This is a genomic window from Faecalibacterium sp. I2-3-92 (assembly GCF_023347315.1).
Classification (GTDB): domain Bacteria; phylum Bacillota; class Clostridia; order Oscillospirales; family Ruminococcaceae; genus Faecalibacterium; species Faecalibacterium duncaniae.
In genome coordinates this window covers 2,331,426-2,348,033 of the sequence record NZ_CP094470.1, presented here as the reverse complement: position 1 = coordinate 2,348,033, position 16,608 = coordinate 2,331,426, and the positions used below count along the sequence as shown (strand labels likewise).

Genomic DNA, 16,608 nt, shown 5'->3' with positions numbered 1-16,608 from the left:
ACCTTACCTTTCATCCGAGTAGTAGACCCACTTCTTCTGGCTGGTGAAGGCGATGATCGTGAGGATGCAGACGATCACGAACATGATCCAGGCCAGAGCGGAAGCCATGCCCATCTGGTTGGACTTGAAGGCGTAGTTGTAAACCAGAATGGAGATCAGGGTGGTGGAGTTGCGCGGGCCGCCGTTGGTGATGATGAAGGGGCCGTTGAACTCCTGGAAAGCCTGGCAGATCTGAGTGACCAGGTTGTAGAAGATGATGGGGGTGATCATGGGAACAGTGATGGAGAAGAACTGCTTCCACTTACCGGCACCATCAATGGTGGCAGCCTCGTACAGGTCTGCAGGCACGCCCTTCAGGGCGGCCAGGAACAGCACCATGGCGGAGCCGAACTGCCAGATGCGCAGGAAGCAGATGATCCACAGCGCATAGTTGGGGTCGCTCAGCCAGGAGGGGCCCTGTGCATGGCCGAAGGTGATGGCGCGGATGATGGTGTTGACCAGACCATCATCACGGAAAACAGCCTTCCACAGCACGGCGATGGCAACGGAGCCGCCCAGAATGGACGGGATGTAGTAAACGGTACGGAACAGGTTCACGCAGGCGATCTTGAAGTTCAGGATGTATGCAATGAACAGAGCAAAGATCAGCTTCAGGGGCACGGTGATGAAGGCGTACTTGAAGGTGGTGACCAGAGCCTTGGTGACCTTGGCATCAGAGAAGGCGGTGACGTAGTTCATCACGCCGTACTGGTGGATGCCGTTGAAGAAGTTCATGTCGGTGAAGCTGTAATACAGCGACTGACCGAAGGGGATGGCCTTGAACACGACAAAGCCGATGATCCAGGGGATCAGGTAAATCAGACCCTGCCACTTATCCAGGAACTTCTGTGCGGGGGTACGCCCGAGAGAGGGCGCTTTGCTTTCTTTCATCCGGGGATCCTCCTTTGGTGAAAATCAGTGCAACAAACCTTATGTCACACTTTGGCAACAGATTTGTCAGAAAATTGTAACCTGTGCCTGAGAAAAAAGGGGCATCGGGCCTACGGGTGGACGATGCCCCTGATATGTAATTTGACTCAGGTCAGCAAAGAAGATCAGACAGTGTAGCCAACAGCAGACATGCCGTCCAGCAGAACGTCAACAACATCTGCGCCGCTCTTGTTGTCGTAGTCAACGGTATCGAACACTTCCTGATAGGTGCCGGTGCCGGTAGCCTTCAGATCGGAAGACTCGAACAGGGGATCCAGCTGGCAGGAAACGAAGCTCATGACCTTGCCGTTTGCCTCGGCGACCAGCTCGTTGATCTTACCGGCAGCCTGAGCGGTAGCCAGACCAGCCTTGGAAGCGGGGATGCCGCACTCGGAGCCCATGATGGCAGCGCCGTCGCCGTTCCACAGGTACTCGATCAGGGTAGCAGCCTCGGCGGGGTTCTTGCAGGTCTTGGTGATGGCCATGCCCATGGAGACCTTGGAGAAGCCGCCGTTGTAATCGCCGAACTTGATCTCCTCACCAACGGTGAAGCCGGGCTTGTTCTCCTCGTCCAGAGCGTCCTGGTACTTGGAAGCAGCGGAATCCCACTCGAAGATGCCAGCGATCTTGCCGGTGATCCACTCGTTGGACTGGTGGGTAGCACCGTCGCCGTTTGCACCGTAGTAGGTGGGCAGCGGCATGATGACGTGGCCGTCGACCAGGCTCTTGATGAAGTCGATGCCCTCGGCGATCTCGTCAGCGGTGTAGTTCAGGGTAGAGGTGGTGGGATCTGCCCAGTCCTTGCCGTACTTGGACTCGAGGTAGAACACCATCAGGATCATACGGTCGTATGCGCCCAGGTGCAGGGGATAGTAATCATCGCCCAGCTTCTCCTGGAAAGCCTTGCCTGCTGCAAACAGGTCGTCCTCAGTGGCGGGAACTTCGGTGATGCCAGCCTTGTTAAAGGTGGTCATGTTCCAGTAGAAGATACGGCCGGTCATGGAGATGGGCACGCACTGCTGTGCATTTGCAACATTGCAGGCACCCAGCTTTGCGTCGTCCCACTGGGACATATCCAGGTAATCGGTGACGCTGTTCAGATCCAGGAAGGTCTGGCCGTTGCCAGAGTAGTTGTACAGCCAGTTCCAGTTGATCTGGCAGACATCCTCAGCCACGCCGCCTGCAAACTTGGTGGACATGGTGTCCTCCCAGCCGGACCATGCAGCGAAGGTGGGGTTGACGGTGATGGTGGTGTGCTCAGCAGAGAAAGCCTTCAGGGCCTCCTGGTAAGCGTTGTGGCGGGACTCGCCGCCCCACCAGCTCATGGTCAGGGTAACGGGATCGCTGCTCAGGCCAGCCACGGAAGCAGCCTCGGCTGCGGAAGAAGCGGTGCTGGAAGCAGCGCCGCCATTGCCGCCGCAGGCAGCCAGCAGACCAGCTGCACCAACAGCACCGGTGACCTTCAGGAAATCACGACGGGAAATTGCCTTGCTCATTGTTGTTCTCCTCCTAATAAATCAAAAAACATCGAGCGGGCCTTTCTGCACAAGGCTCGTTGTATACAAATATGATAGCAAAAGGGATGGGAAAAAGAAAGATGTAAATTGAAGTGATACGGACAAAAAACGAACAAATATTGCTCTTGTGATTTGCAGCGATTTGACGGCATTGCCGAAATGAATAAACTTGGAGCGAAAAAATATGCAATCTGCATAATTGGATAGATTGCATAGAAACGGACCGAGAGAGTGTGGCAGAACCTCTAAAATTGCAATTGTTTTGTAACTTTTTGAGAAATTGACGGCATAATGTTGTATACAATATGTAAAAACAGTGACGATATCGCTGCTTTATAAACTGATATATCAATTGTGCAAAAAACGTTCGCCGTGGGATACAACTGATATATCACTTCAAAAGGGGACGAGCAAAAAAGAGCGCCGCCCGGCTGGGCAGCGCTCTGAAAACTGTAAAAATCTTTTGGGAGATCTGAGCTCTCACGCAGGAGAGGGCTCCTGTGTCTGCCGGAGATCGACACTTACTGTGCGTTCCGTTTGGCGTAAAACGCCCGCCGTGCCTTGAAATAGCACTGGGGGCACATGCTGACGTACTGCACATCGTTTTCCAGATCGATGGCGACCTGCTCGCCCTCAAAGACGAACTCCCCATTGACCTTGCGGCAGTTGCAGGTGGCCTTGCGCCCGCAGGTGCAGATGGTCTTCATCTCCTCAATGGTGTGGGCCAGCTCCAGCAGACGGGTGGAGCCGGGAAAGCCCTTGAGGGAGAAGTCTGACCGCAGACCGTAGCAGATGACCGGGATGTTCAGGTCTACCGTGACCATGAACAGCTGCTCGGCCTGTGCCGGGGTAAAGAACTGGCTCTCGTCGCAGAGAACACAGGCCAGCGGCTGCTCCCCGGCAGAAGCGGCGCGCACGGCCTCGAACACATCCACCTCGGGCGGGATGAGCAGGTCGGCCCTGCGGCGCACGCCCAGGCGGCTGACCAGCTCACCGCCGCCCTTGGTATCCACCTGGGGCTTCAGGATCAGCACCCGCATCCCCTGCTCTTCGTAGTTGTGGGCCACCTGCATCAGCGCGGTGCTTTTGCCGCTGTTCATGGCACCGTATCGGAAGTATAGCTTCGCCATAGTTGCTCTCCTCATAAAAAGGCAACCCTCTCTGCTCGTTCGGGGGGAGAGGGCTGCCTGTTTTCTGTGATATGTTATGAATGGATCATAGATCAGTCCTGATTGCGCAGGCGGTAACCCAGGCTCATCAGGCTGTCGCCCAGGTGGACGTTCTCCACCACCACTTCTGGGTAGGGCACCGACAGGTCATAGTGGGAGAAGTTCCAGAAGCCTTTGATGCCCAGTTCGACCAGCCGGCCGCTGAGCTCCTCCGCACCGCTGCGGGGCACACAGAACACAGCCACCTCAGGCTTATGCTCTGCGCAGAAGGCCTCCAGCTCGTCAACGTGTAAGATCTGGATGCCGTTGATCTCTTTGCCCACCTCGCTGGGGGAATTGTCAAAGGCGGCGATCAGCTTGTAGCCGTTGGTGTCGGTGGTGATGAAGCGGCTGACTGCCTTGCCCAACCGGCCGCAGCCGATGAGGATGGTGGGCAGCAGGTCACCGTTGCCGAACAGCAGATGCTCCAGGATGGAAAGCAGGTTCTCCACCGAGTAGCCGATGCCCTGGCGGCCGTTCACGTCGCCGATGCAGTTGAAGTCCTGCCGCACCTGAGAGGCCGTGGTGCCCATCTGGGCGGCCAGCTCGCGGGAGGAGATGCTGGTGATGCCGTCGTTCTTCAGCGTCCGCAGGTAGCGGTAGTACTTGGGCAGGCGCTTGATCACCGGAAGGGAAGCTTTGCCGGGATTGTTCATGGAAATGGTTCTCCTTTCATCCAAAGGGAATGCCGGTCTCTTTGCGCCCTGCAAGGTGCACCGGCAGTTAAGACAGTTTATGAACAATAATGATATATACTTGTCAATCTTATTCTTAGTATAAAGTATACTGCAATGAGACAGAATGTCAAATCCTCTGGGCCAATTTTTTTCAAAGTAAAGAAATCTTAGCCGCCGCATATTGCTTCGATCCCCGGGAACACTGAAAAAAACACCCTGAGGAGGAGCCAACATGCCGGAATATGGAAAGGAAACCACCGAACAGCAGCGGCTGGAGAAAGAGCAGCTGGAAGATCTGGGCACGGTGTGGCGCACCCGCGGCCCCCATGCCATCCACTGCCTGACCGTGATCGGCCAGATCGAGGGCCATGTGGAGGCCCCGCAGGGCCAGAAGACCACCAAATATGAGCATGTGATCCCGCAGCTGGTGGCAGTGCAGGAGGACCCCGCTGTGGAGGGCCTGCTGGTGCTCATCAATACCGTGGGCGGGGACGTGGAGGCCGGGCTGGCGCTGGCAGAACTCATTGCCAGCATCTCAAAGCCCAGTGCCACGGTCGTGCTGGGCGGGGGCCACTCCATCGGCATCCCGCTGGCAGTCAGCGCCCGGCGCAGCTTTATCGTGCCCACGGCGACCATGACGGTGCACCCGGTCCGCCACTCCGGCATGATTTTGGGCGTGCCCCAGACCATGCGGTGGTTCGAGCAGATGCAGGAGCGCATCACCGGCTTTGTGGCGGGCCACAGCGGCATTACGGCAGCGCGCTACTCAGAGCTGATGCTCCGTACCGGTGAGCTGGTGATGGACGTGGGCACCATGCTGGACGGCAAAAAGGCCGTAAAGGAGAAGCTCATCGATCAGCTGGGCGGCATCTCTGATGCACTGGACTGGCTGTACCGGGAGATCGAGCGGGCAGAGTGAGAGCACGGGTCTGCCCGGGGCGGTGTCAGGCTTACAGCTCGCCCTTCCGCAGATACTTCACCATCATGGGGGCTTCATAGACCAGCATGAGGATCCAGCCCACAACATAGCTGTACGGCAGGGCCTCGATATCCATCTTCATCAGCAGCACAAAGACGGCAGCGGCCGCCACACGGCCTGCCATGTTGAGCGTGCTGCTGTTCAGGGTGATCTTAAGGTCGCCCAGGCCGCGGAAGCCGCCCTGGATGCCGTTGGTCAGCGAGGGCATCAGATAGAACAGGGAGACCAGCTTCAAAAAGCGCACCCCCAGATGCACCACGGCGGCATCGGTGACGAAGAGCCGGATGATGGGCTCGGCAAAGAAGAAGCAGACAGCGGTGATAAAAATGGCGTAGAGGAACTCCAGCTTCAGGCCGCAGAAGAAGCTGGCGCGGACACGGTCTTTTTTGCCCGCGCCGCGGTTCTGGGCCATCAGGGTGGTGGTGGCGTGGCCGATGTTCTGCTGGGGCACATAGGCAAAGTCATCGATGCGGCCTGCGGCGGCAAAGGCTGCCATGGCGTTGACACCCATGGTGTTCACGATGGCCTGAATGACGATCTTGCCCAGCTGAACGGTGGCCTGCTGCATGGCGCTGGTCCAGCCGTAGCTGATGGTCTTTTTCAGCAGCGAGGAGTCAAAAATGAACCAGCGCCTGCCCAGCTGCAGCACAGGGACCTTCCAGCGGATATAGATCAGGCAGAACACGCAGCAGAGCGCCTCGCTCAGCACGGTGGAAAGGGCACAGCCCTCGGAGCCCCAATCCAGCACCTCAACAAAGAACAGGTCGCCGCCGATGTTCAGCACCGAACTGATCATCAGGAAGTACAGCGCGCTTTTGCTGTCGCCCAGCGCGCGCATGGTAGCGGCAAGGAAATTATAAAAGAAGGTGAACAGCAGCCCACCGAACACGATGCGCAGGTAGTTCACAGCGATGGGAAGGATCTCTTCCGGCACCTGCAGCAGACGGAGCAGCGGATTTGCCAGGATCACACAGGTCAGCGAAAATACAAGGGAAAAGACGGAGCCTGCAATGGCGGTGGTGGAGACCTGACGCTCCACCAGCTCGGTGTCGCCTGCGCCGAACGCCAGGCTGACAAGGATGCCTGCACCCAGGCAGACACCGTTGATGAACAAAATCGCCAGCGTCATCAGCGGGTTGGAGGTGCCCACGGCGGCAAGGGCATCCTCGCCCACGAATTTGCCGACAATGATGCTGTCTACGGCGTTATAGGTCAGCTGGAACAGGTTGCCCAGCACAAGGGGAATGGTGAAATTGACCAGCAGCGGTGTGATCGGGCCGGTCGTCATATCCTTGGTCATATGGAATTCTCTTTTCTTTATAGATTAAATACCTGCCGTCCGCTGAAGATAGCCAGCGCCGAGCGGCTGGTACCGGTGGCAATCAGCTGTGCAGCGGCGTGGAGGGCTGCACCGGCGGCAGGGGAGGCGGGAATGGCATCGGTGGCAAGGACCCGCTGTGCAGCGCGGTTGGCATCGGTGCTGGTAACGGCGGCTACATTATCCACAACATAGGCGTTGTAATTGCCCGGCACGATGCCGTAGCCGATATCCGGGATGCCGTGCCCGCCGGTGAAGCCGCCGCCCAGAGCCTGATTTTCAAAGGGCTCCACGGCCACGATGCGGACATCGTTGGTCCAGGCCTTGATGGTCTCGCCTACGCCGGTGATGGTGCCCGCGCTGCCCACGCCGATGGTGATGGTGTCCACGAGACTGCGGCCCTCCCGGGAGATGGCCTGCACGATGGCAGGGCCGGTCACCCGGCGATGGTATTCGGGGTTATCGTCGTTGGCAAGCCAGTTCATATAGTACCAGCCCTTTTCGGCGGCGGTGGTCTCTGCCAGCGCCCGGGCCCCCGCAAGGCCCCGCTGGGCGGGGGAATGCAGGATCTGTGCCCCCAGCCGGAGCAGGTATTCCTGCCGCAGGGCCGGGGCATCCTCCGGCATGGTCAGAACCACAGGGTGGCCCGCCGTCCGCCCGGCAAGGGCCAGCGCCATGGCAAAGGAGCCGGAGGCCGCTTCAATGATGGGCTGGCCCGGGAGCAGCTTGTGCTTTTCTGCCGCAAGGGCCAGCATCCCCTCGGCCACCGAATCGCGGGACGTGCCGGTGGGCCCATTATAATCAAGGTAAGCATACAGCCGCCCTTTGAGCCCGCAGGCGGCAAGATAGCCCCGCAGCTCCACAATCGGACAGGGGACCAGGGTCTGGTAGATGTTTGGATAGATTGCCACGAAATTCCTCCCTTACGCAAACCTGAGCAGTCAGCACAGAACTGTCTGCCATGCCAAGGGCTCCCCTGTTAGGGGAGCTGGCAAAGCCATCAGGCCTAGACTGAGAGGTTTAATACCTATAAGGTAGCGCATCCTGTGCCCAGCGTCAAGCCGCAATTGGACAAAATGGAGAAAAAACTGCCGAAAAATCAGCAGAGTGATGGAAAAAAGCCTTGACAAGGAAAAGAATGTCTGCTATACTCCGTATGTAAAGCAAATGAACTTTACAACAAACGGAGGTCAGGGCAGAACGCATCATGGCAAAAGACTTTGAAATGGGCTATCTGCTCGATTTTTATGGCGAGGTGCTCACGCCCAAGCAGCGCGAGATGCTGAACCAGTATTACAACGATGACCTCTCCCTCAGTGAGATCGGGGAAAACTTCGGGATCACCCGTCAGGGCGCACGGGATGCCATCAAGCATGGCGAGACCACCCTGAAAGAGCTGGAAGCCAAGGTCGGTTTTGCAGGCCGCTACCGCCGGGTGCAGGAAAAGCTGGAGGAACTGGAACAGCTGGTCATTGACGCGCGGTTCGAGTGCACCGGCCCCTATGCCAGGCTCACCACCACTGAGTATGCAGCAACGCTGAACAAGATGCTGGGGCTGATCCGCTCCATCGACGAAGTCAACGAGAGCTGACACCATTACTATTTTGAGAGGAGCACCGAACATGGCATTTGAATCTTTGACCGACCGCCTTGCCGGTGTGTTCAAAAAGCTGCGCGGCCACGGCAAGCTGACCGAGGCCGATATCAAAGCCGCCATGCGCGAGGTACGGATGGCCCTGCTGGAAGCCGATGTCAACTACAAGGTTGCCAAGGATTTCTGTGCCAAGGTCTCCGAGCGTGCCATGGGTCAGGAGGTCATGGAGAGCCTGACCCCCGCCCAGCAGGTGGTCAAGATCGTCAACGAGGAGCTCGTTGCCCTGATGGGCGGCGAGGAAGCCCCCCGCCTGACCATCAAGAACAAGGGTCAGACCATCATCATGCTCTGCGGCCTGCAGGGCAACGGTAAAACGACCCACGCAGCCAAGCTTGCCAAATACTTCATCAAGCAGGGCCGCCGCCCCATGCTGGTGGCCTGCGATATCTACCGCCCCGCCGCCATCGACCAGCTGCAGGTCGTGGGCGGGCAGGCCGGTGCGCCTGTGTTCACGCTGCCGGGTGCCAAGCCCCCGGAGATCGCCCGCAAGGCATTGGCCCACGCCAAGGATTACGGCAACGACATCGTGATCCTGGATACCGCCGGCCGTCTGCAGATCGACGAGGTTCTGATGCAGGAGCTCGTGCAGATCAAGGAAGCTGTCCCCGTGGACGAGACGCTGCTGGTGGTGGATGCCATGGCAGGCCAGGACGCTGTGAATGTTGCCAAGACCTTCAACGAGACGGTGGGCATCGACGGCATCATCTTGACCAAGACCGATGGTGATACCCGCGGCGGCGCGGCACTTTCGGTGCTGAGTGTCACCGGCAAGCCCATCAAGTTCCAGGGCACCGGCGAAAAGCTGGACGATCTGGAAGTGTTCCATCCCTCCCGCATGGCCAGCCGCATCCTGGGCATGGGCGATGTGCTGAGCCTCATTGAGAAGGCGCAGGATGCCGCCGATGAAAAGGCCGCAGAAGAGACCGCCCGGCGGATGATGGAAAACAAGTTCGATATGAACGACATGCTGGCCCAGTTTGCGCAGATCCGCAAGATGGGCGGTGCAGGTGCCATGCTGAGCATGATGCCCGGTATGTCCGGCATTGATGCCAGCCAGATCGACGAGAAAGCCTTTGACCGCATCGAGGCCATGATCTATTCCATGACCAAGGAAGAGCGTGAAAAGCCCTCCATCATCAACCCCAAGCGCAAGCGCCGCATTGCAGCGGGCAGCGGCACCCGGGTGGAGGATGTCAACAAGCTGCTCAAGCAGTTTGAGATGATGCAGAAGATGATGAAGCAGTTCAAGAAGAGCCCCAAGGGCTTTGCCCGCCGCCTGGGCGGCATGATGGGCAACCCCAATGCCTTCCGGGGCCTCAAATAAACCTTGAAGCTTGCCTCCCCTGCCAGGGGAGGTGTCACCGAAGGTGACGGAGAGGTTTTATTTCAAACACAGGTATACACCCCGCAGGGGTTGTACAGATAGATTTAATCAAACCCCGAACGGGGCACAAACATTTTTGGAGGATATTTACCATGGCAGTTAAGATTCGTCTGCGCCGCGTTGGCGCTAAGAAGGCTCCCTTCTATCGTGTTGTTGTTGCTGACAGCCGCTTCCCCCGCGACGGCCGTTTCATCGAGGAGATCGGCACCTACGATCCCAACCAGGAGCCCTCTGAGGTGAAGATCGACGCTGAGAAGGCCAAGGCTTGGATCGCCAACGGCGCACAGCCCACCGATACCGTCCGCGTTCTGCTGAAGAAGTCCAACATTCTGTAAGTAGGAGGGCTGACTCATGCAGGAGCTGTTGCTGGCAGTTGCCCGCGGTCTCGTGGAGGACAAGGAAGCCGTCAAGGTCACGGTGGACGAGCCCCGCGAGGACGGCACCATCGTCTACCACCTGAGCGTGGCAGAGGGAGATATGGGCCGTGTCATCGGCAAGCAGGGCCGGATCGCAAAAGCCATTCGTGTGGTGATGCGCGCGGCTGCTGTGCGGGTCGATGAAAAGGTCCTTGTTGAGATCGACTGAGCACCCTACGGGCCCTTTGCCGCAAGGCAAGGGGCCTTTTTGTATTATTAGGCAGCTCGCCCTCTCAGGCCGCTTCGCGTCCAGCTCCCCCAAAGTGGGAGCCCTTGGCAAAACCAGAAACTTTGTGGTGACTGCCAAGGCCTCTCCCCTCGGGAGAGGTGGCATTGCGTAGCAATGACGGAGAGGGTGAGGATGCTAAAGGAGTAAAAGCAATGCAGAAATACTTGGAAGCCGGCAAGGTGGTGACCACCCACGGTGTGCGCGGCGAGATGAAGCTGGAGCTGTGGTGTGACGGCGCGGCCTTTCTGAAAAAGGTGGGCCGCCTGTACACCACCCCCCAGGGCGGCAGGTGCTACAAGATCACCTCCATCCGCCCCCAGGGGCAGATGGCCCTGCTCCAGCTGGAAGGGGTCAGCGATATGGATGCCGCCCGTGCCCTGCGGGGGCAGGTGTTCTACTTTGACCGTGACGATGCCACCCTGCCTGCGGGCAAGTGGTATGTGGCCGACCTCATCGGGTGTGAAGTGCAGGATGCCGATACCGGCAAGGTGTACGGTGTGGTGACCAGCGTGGACCACCCCGGCGCACAGGATATCTACACCGTCAAGGCCCCCAGCGGCAAGGAATATATGTTCCCCGGGGTGGATGCCTTTTTGAAAGAGCGCAACCCGCCGGAGGGCTATCTCCTCGTCACCCCCATCCCGGGCCTGCTGGATGACGATTTTGACAGTGAGCGGGAGGAGGAGTGAGCCATGGGGATGCGTGTGGACATCGTGACCCTTTTCCCGGAGATGTGCCAGCAGGTGCTGGATTCCAGCATCATCGGCCGTGCCGCCAAAAAGGGATATATTGAGACCCACTGCCACCAGATCCGGGACTACACCCTGAATAAACAGAAGCAGACCGACGACTATCCCTATGGCGGCGGCTGCGGCATGGTGCTCTATGCCCAGCCCATTGCCGACTGCCTGCGGGCAGTCCAGAAGGAAGTGCAGGAACAGGGACGGCCTGCGCCGCATATAGTATTCCTGACGGCAGGTGGGCAGCGCTATACCGAGGAGCACGCCCGGCGGCTGGCCCAGTACGACAACCTGACCCTGGTCTGCGGCCACTATGAGGGCATTGATGAGCGCGTGATCGATGCCTTTGCGGACGAGGAGATCTCCATCGGCGATTATATCCTCACCGGCGGTGAGCTGGCCAGCCTGGTGGTGGCAGACAGCGTCCTCCGCCTGAAGCCCGGCGTTCTGGCCGAGCAGAAGGGCTACGAGGAGGAGAGCTACTGGGACGGTCTGCTGGAGTACCCCCAGTACACCCGCCCCGAGGTCTGGGAGGGCCGTGCTGTGCCGCCTGTCCTGCTGGAGGGCAACCACCAGAAGATCGATGCCTGGCGGGGGCAGCAGAGCCGGGAGCGCACCCGTCTGCGCCGCCCAGAGCTCTACGAGCAGTGGTGTGAGACCCATCCTCTGACCGAGATCCCCAAGTGGAAGCGGGGCGAGAATGTCCGGCTGGTCAAGACCGCCGAGCAGATGGAGGCTGCCGCAAAGCTGTTTGCGGAGGGCCGCCGGAGCATTTGTGCCGGGGGCTGGGTGCAGGAAGCGCTGGATGCCCTGACCCCGGAGATGTTCCTGCCCCAGCTGCAGCAGGAAAAGCAGGAAGGCTGGGTCTGCTACCTCCACTATACCAAGGATGTGCCGGATGCCACGGTCAGCGTACACCATAAGACCGGGCAGGTGGAGCACCTTTTTGTGACGGAGAGCGCCCGGGGCAGGGGCATCGGCCAGAAGATGCTGGATTTTGCCCGGAAGAAGCTGCCGGAGCATGAGCACCCGGTGCTTACGGTGCTGAACACCAACACCCGGGCACTGGCTCTTTACCGCCGCATGGGCTGGCAGGTAGTGGGCGCAAAGGAGAAATTCGACCCGGCTAAAGACCCGCTGGTGGTGCGCCCCAGTCAGGTGCTGGAAATGCGCTATCAGGGCTGAAAACAGGGTCGAACGGGCCGGGAAACCGTCGAAGGTCGAAAAAATGTTGAAAACTTTTGTATTACCCGGCCAACACTGGGGGAATAATTTTGTTATCTTTGTATAAAAGGCGAAAAAGACCCCCCTCATCATTGGGAAAACCGCCAAAAATGCGTTCTGGGGCTGTACATTGGTTTCGGCTTGCGCTAAAATAGGTACAACGCAACAGGCAAGAAACAAATCGAATTCCCGAGAACGATAATAGATAGGAGCGTTTTACTATGTACGTCAAAGAAGTTACCGTTGAAAATCAGGTTGGTCTGCACGCTCGTCCGGCTACCTTCTTTATCCAGAAGGCTAACGAGTTCAAGTCTTCCATCTGGGTCGAGAAGGAAGAGCGCCGCGTGAACGCTAAGAGCCTGCTGGGCGTTCTGTCTCTGGGCATCGTGGGCGGCACCACCATCCGCATCATCGCTGACGGCGCAGACGAGCAGGCTGCTGTTGATGGCCTGATCAAGCTGGTCGAGTCTGGCTTTGCAGAGTAATTCGAGCCTTTGATTTTTGAGGCGGCGGGATGTTTCCTGCCGCTTTTTGTTTTACCAAGGAGCTGCCATGACCAAAGCAGAACTGTATCAGAAAGCCTGTATGCTGCCGCTTTTGCCCGGTGTGTATATCATCCGGGACAAAAGCGATACCATCATCTATATCGGCAAAGCCAAGCGTTTGCGCATCCGGGTGAGCCAGTATTTCCGCGAGGGTGTACCCCACGACAACAAGGTCAGCCAGATGATCGCCCACGCCTATGCGTTTGATGTCATCGTCTGCCAGAGCGAGTTCGAGGCGCTGGTGCTGGAAGCCAGCCAGATCAAGGCGCACACCCCCAAATACAATATCCTGCTGAAGGATGACAAGGGTTACAGCTATATCAAGGTGACCCGGGAAGCCTGGCCCCGCCTTTCCTTCGTGCTGCAAAAGGAGGAGGACGATGCCGAATACATCGGCCCCTATACCTCGTCCTTTGCGGCCCGGCAGATGGCCGAGACCGCGCTGGATGCCTTTTTGCTGCCCCGGTGCAGCAAGCGGTTCCCCCAGGATATCGGCAAGGGGCGGCCCTGCCTGAATGCCCATATCGGCAAGTGCATGGCCGTGTGCAGCGGCAAGATCAGCTGCGAGAACTACAATCAGGCCGTAAAGAACGCGGTGCATCTGATCCGGTACGGCAAAAAGGACATTCTCAAGACCCTGAACGAGCGGATGCTGGAAGCCTCTGACCGGCTGGAATTCGAGACAGCGGCCATCCTCCGGGACCAGATCAACGCCATCACCAAGGTGACGGCAGGCCAGAAGGTCGTGGTGGACCCGGAGGTGGAGATGGATGTGGTGGCGCTGGCCGGTACCCCCAGCAGTGTCTGCGCGGCGGTCCTGCGCTTCCGGGAGGGGCGGCTGACCGATAAGCGGGAGTTCCTTTTCCACGATACGGCAGATATTGCCGCCGTGCGGGAGGAGTTTCTGCCCCGGTATTATCTGGACGATGAGCAGATCCCAAAGATCATTGCCGTGGACGAGCTGCCGCCGGACAGCGAAGTGCTGCAGCAGGCCCTGAACGAAAAGCGAGGCAGTGAGGTACAGCTCTATGTGCCCCAGCGGGGCGATAAGGCCCATCTGGTGGAGATGGCCCACACCAACGCGGTGGAACGGCTGGCCCGGGAGAGCGGCCGGTACGCCCGTGAGGAAAAGCTGCTGGATGAGATGGCGCAGGTGCTGGGGCTTTCCAAGCCGCCGCGCACCATTGAGAGCTACGATATCTCCAACTGGGGCGATGGCACCAGCGTCTGCGGCATGGTCACCTTCCGGGATGGCAAGCCCTACAAAGCCGGATATCGGAAGTTCCGGATGAAGACCGTGCTGGGGACGGACGACTACGCTTCGCTGGCCGAGACGGTTTCCCGGCGGGCGGCAGAGTATGAGAAATACGCCGCGCTGGCCGCACAGGGGCAGGGCAGCGATAATTATTTCGGGCAGAAGCCGGATCTGCTGCTGATGGATGGCGGCCGGGGACAGGTCAGCGCGGCCAAGGCGGCGCTGGCAGGCACTTCGTTGGCCGATGTGCCCCTTTACGGCATGGTCAAGGATGACCATCATCGCACCCGCGCCATCGTGGACAGTGAGGGCCGGGAGATCGCCATCAATATGAACCGGGGGACATTCACCTTTATCACGGCCATCCAGGACGAGACCCACCGCTTTGCCAATGCCTACCGCAAGCAGCAGATGCGGAAGAAGAGCTATTCCTCCACCCTGACCGAGGTGCCAGGCGTGGGCCCCAAAACGGCCAAGGCTCTGATGACACAGTTCAAGAGCGTGGGTGCTGTGCGGGAGGCCACCCCCGACCAGCTGGAAAATACCCACGGCGTTGGCCCCCAGCTGGCACAGACCATCTATGATTATTTTCACGCATAACAAAAGGAGGGCGGCTGCATCGGCAGCCGCCCTCCTGGCGTATTCGAGGAAAGCTCAGTTCTCAGAGGAGATATCCTGACCGAAGTACTTCTCGCTCAGCTCCTTCAGGGTGCCGTCGGCGCGCAGCTCATCGATGGCGTTGTTGACGGCTTCCAGCAGGGTGGCGCTGTTGTCGCCCTTGCGCAGGGGGATGGCAACGTGGGAGGCATCCTCAGTCTGGGCCACGATCTTGAAGTCGGCATCCGGATGGACGTTCAGGTAATCGTAGAAGGAGACATCCGCATTCAGGGTGGCATCAATGCGTCCGGCAGCCAGCAGCTGGATGGTTTCCTCCAGGGTGTCGATGCCCTGCACGGTGGCACCGTAGCTCTCAGCCAGCTCCATGTAGGTGGAAGCCAGGCTGTTGGCAGTGGTCTTGCCCTTCAGGTCCTCAAAGGTCTTGATCTCGTCGTTGTCCTTGCGGACGGCCAGAGCGGTGTGGATGTAACCGTAGGGAGTGGTGAAATCATAAGTCAGGGCGCGCTCGTCGGTGACCTCCACGCCGTTGCAGACCATGTCAAAGCGTCCAGCGTCCAGACCGGCGAACAGGCTGTCCCAATCGCTCTCCACATACTCCGGCTCCACGCCCAGCTTTTCGGCGATGGCGCGGGAAACCTCCACATCATAGCCCACCAGAGTGTCGCTCTCGTCATGGTAGCTCCAGGGCTGCCATGCGCCCTCCAGTGCCACGATCAGCTTGCCACTGGCCTGAATGGCAGCCAGCTGGTCAGCAGCGGAACCGGCAGCAGAGGATGCACCGGAGCTTGCGGCGGTGGAGGTGCTGCTGTTGGAGCAGCCGGACAGGGTCAGAACGCCGGCGGCGGCCATGACACTCATCATCGAAATAAAAGTTCTGCGCTTCATAGTTAAGATCCTTTCATAGAAAAAGCTGTATCAGGAGGACGGCGGGGAGTTTCCTAAGCAAATGTTCCGCTGGGGTGGGACCCTGTTGCCGAAGGCAATAGGGCGGGCGATGGAATGGCCCGAAGCATTTGCGTGGAAAGCTCCCCGTCGTCCGTTCCTTATGCTGTGTGCTCGATCTTCCGCAGGAACTCCCGGGTCCGCTCCTCGCGGGGGTGGGCAAAGAATTCGTGGGAAGGGGCCTGCTCCACCACCACGCCGTTCTCCATGAATACCGTCTTGGAGGAGACGTTGCGGGCAAAGCCCATCTCGTGGGTGACCACCAGCATGGTCATGCCCTCCTCGGCCAGCTTCCGCATGACCGAGAGCACCTCGCCGGTCAGCTCCGGGTCAAGGGCACTGGTGGGTTCGTCAAAGTAAATGATCTCCGGGTCGGTGGCGAGGGCGCGGGCAATGGCAACGCGCTGCTGCTGTCCGCCGGAGAGCTGGCGGGGATAGTAGTCAGCCCGGTCGGCCAGACCGACCTTTTCCAGCATCCGTCTGCCGATCTCATCCGCCTGCTCTTTGGGCATCCTGCGGGCAACGATCAGGCCCTCGGTCACATTCTGCAGGGCGGTCTTGTTCCGGAACAGGTTGTAGTTCTGGAACACAAAGGCCGTTTTTTTGCGCAGGCGGGCAATGTCGGCCCGGGAGATCCTGCCAAGATCGAAGGATTCGCCGTCGAACACCAGAGTGCCGCTGTCAGCGGTCTCCAGAAAGTTCAGGCAGCGCAGCAGGGTGGTCTTGCCGGAGCCGGAAGGGCCCAGAATGGCAACAACATCTCCTTTTTCCACACTCAGGTCCACGCCGTTCAGGACGTGCAGCGCGCTGCGCACCCGGCGGGCATTGCCGCGCGGGAAAGGCCCGATGTGGAAACGGGGCTTGTCATCGTAGGTGTAAAATGTTTTGTGGATGTCTTTGATCTCTAACATGGCCATACCGTCCACCCCTTTC

17 protein-coding genes are annotated in these 16,608 nt (G+C 58.9%); 9 read left to right on the top strand and 8 right to left on the bottom strand.

Features of this window, described 5'->3' with window-relative positions; all coding sequences use genetic code 11:
- Positions 1 to 3: 3 nt before the first annotated feature.
- The 4 genes from MTP42_RS11440 to MTP42_RS11425 all read right to left on the bottom strand — a co-directional run bounded on the left by MTP42_RS11440 (position 4) and on the right by MTP42_RS11425 (position 4,350).
- The gene (locus MTP42_RS11440; RefSeq protein WP_156060430.1) at positions 4 to 930 is read right to left on the bottom strand and encodes a carbohydrate ABC transporter permease; all 927 of its coding nucleotides are present in this window, start codon (positions 928 to 930) and stop codon (positions 4 to 6) included.
- A 164-nt stretch (positions 931 to 1,094) separates the two neighbouring features.
- Entirely contained in the window at positions 1,095 to 2,465 is a 1,371-nt protein-coding gene (locus MTP42_RS11435) for an ABC transporter substrate-binding protein (RefSeq protein WP_005934941.1), read from the bottom strand.
- Positions 2,466 to 3,007: 542 nt separating this feature from the next.
- Complete coding sequence (locus MTP42_RS11430; RefSeq protein WP_097771501.1) at positions 3,008 to 3,616, bottom strand: thymidine kinase; 609 nt, start codon at positions 3,614 to 3,616, stop codon at positions 3,008 to 3,010.
- A 92-nt stretch (positions 3,617 to 3,708) separates the two neighbouring features.
- Positions 3,709 to 4,350: a redox-sensing transcriptional repressor Rex gene (locus MTP42_RS11425; protein ID WP_005934937.1), complete on the bottom strand. Its 642-nt coding sequence runs from the start codon at positions 4,348 to 4,350 to the stop codon at positions 3,709 to 3,711.
- Positions 4,351 to 4,603: 253 nt separating this feature from the next.
- Between MTP42_RS11425 and MTP42_RS11420 the strand changes: the two genes are divergently transcribed.
- Entirely contained in the window at positions 4,604 to 5,290 is a 687-nt protein-coding gene (locus MTP42_RS11420; RefSeq protein WP_249257353.1) for a ClpP family protease, read from the top strand.
- 31 nt (positions 5,291 to 5,321) lie between these two features.
- Here MTP42_RS11420 and MTP42_RS11415 read toward each other — a convergent pair whose 3' ends face one another.
- Complete coding sequence (locus MTP42_RS11415; protein WP_249257352.1) at positions 5,322 to 6,650, bottom strand: MATE family efflux transporter; 1,329 nt, start codon at positions 6,648 to 6,650, stop codon at positions 5,322 to 5,324.
- Positions 6,651 to 6,667: 17 nt separating this feature from the next.
- Positions 6,668 to 7,579, bottom strand: coding sequence for a pyridoxal-phosphate dependent enzyme (locus MTP42_RS11410; RefSeq protein WP_249257351.1), 912 nt, complete (start codon positions 7,577 to 7,579; stop codon positions 6,668 to 6,670).
- A 296-nt stretch (positions 7,580 to 7,875) separates the two neighbouring features.
- Between MTP42_RS11410 and MTP42_RS11405 the strand changes: the two genes are divergently transcribed.
- The 8 genes from MTP42_RS11405 (at position 7,876) to uvrC (ending at position 14,715) form a co-directional block, all read left to right on the top strand.
- A complete protein-coding gene (locus MTP42_RS11405; protein ID WP_035394754.1) occupies positions 7,876 to 8,259 on the top strand; it encodes a sigma factor-like helix-turn-helix DNA-binding protein in 384 nt (127 codons plus the stop codon).
- Between the two features lie 31 nt (positions 8,260 to 8,290).
- Positions 8,291 to 9,646 (top strand): signal recognition particle protein, encoded by a 1,356-nt coding sequence (gene ffh / locus MTP42_RS11400; RefSeq protein WP_215666490.1) that lies wholly within the window; start codon positions 8,291 to 8,293, stop codon positions 9,644 to 9,646.
- Between the two features lie 152 nt (positions 9,647 to 9,798).
- Positions 9,799 to 10,041, top strand: coding sequence for a 30S ribosomal protein S16 (gene rpsP, locus MTP42_RS11395; RefSeq protein WP_035394752.1), 243 nt, complete (start codon positions 9,799 to 9,801; stop codon positions 10,039 to 10,041).
- A 16-nt stretch (positions 10,042 to 10,057) separates the two neighbouring features.
- The gene (locus MTP42_RS11390; protein WP_005934928.1) at positions 10,058 to 10,291 is read left to right on the top strand and encodes a KH domain-containing protein; all 234 of its coding nucleotides are present in this window, start codon (positions 10,058 to 10,060) and stop codon (positions 10,289 to 10,291) included.
- Between the two features lie 212 nt (positions 10,292 to 10,503).
- Positions 10,504 to 11,040 (top strand): ribosome maturation factor RimM, encoded by a 537-nt coding sequence (gene rimM / locus MTP42_RS11385; RefSeq protein ID WP_249257350.1) that lies wholly within the window; start codon positions 10,504 to 10,506, stop codon positions 11,038 to 11,040.
- A gap of 3 nt (positions 11,041 to 11,043) precedes the next feature.
- Entirely contained in the window at positions 11,044 to 12,276 is a 1,233-nt protein-coding gene (trmD, locus tag MTP42_RS11380; protein WP_005931800.1) for a tRNA (guanosine(37)-N1)-methyltransferase TrmD, read from the top strand.
- A gap of 260 nt (positions 12,277 to 12,536) precedes the next feature.
- The gene (locus MTP42_RS11375) at positions 12,537 to 12,800 is read left to right on the top strand and encodes an HPr family phosphocarrier protein (RefSeq protein ID WP_005920365.1); all 264 of its coding nucleotides are present in this window, start codon (positions 12,537 to 12,539) and stop codon (positions 12,798 to 12,800) included.
- A gap of 67 nt (positions 12,801 to 12,867) precedes the next feature.
- On the top strand, positions 12,868 to 14,715 hold the full coding sequence (gene uvrC / locus MTP42_RS11370; RefSeq protein ID WP_249257349.1) for an excinuclease ABC subunit UvrC: 1,848 nt from the start codon (positions 12,868 to 12,870) through the stop codon (positions 14,713 to 14,715).
- A 54-nt stretch (positions 14,716 to 14,769) separates the two neighbouring features.
- Here the strand turns inward: uvrC and MTP42_RS11365 are convergent, their stop codons facing one another.
- Together MTP42_RS11365 and MTP42_RS11360 are read right to left on the bottom strand one after the other, a co-directional pair.
- The gene (locus tag MTP42_RS11365; protein WP_117476735.1) at positions 14,770 to 15,618 is read right to left on the bottom strand and encodes a transporter substrate-binding domain-containing protein; all 849 of its coding nucleotides are present in this window, start codon (positions 15,616 to 15,618) and stop codon (positions 14,770 to 14,772) included.
- Positions 15,619 to 15,776: 158 nt separating this feature from the next.
- Complete coding sequence (locus tag MTP42_RS11360; RefSeq protein ID WP_117476736.1) at positions 15,777 to 16,592, bottom strand: amino acid ABC transporter ATP-binding protein; 816 nt, start codon at positions 16,590 to 16,592, stop codon at positions 15,777 to 15,779.
- Positions 16,593 to 16,608 lie beyond the last annotated feature (16 nt).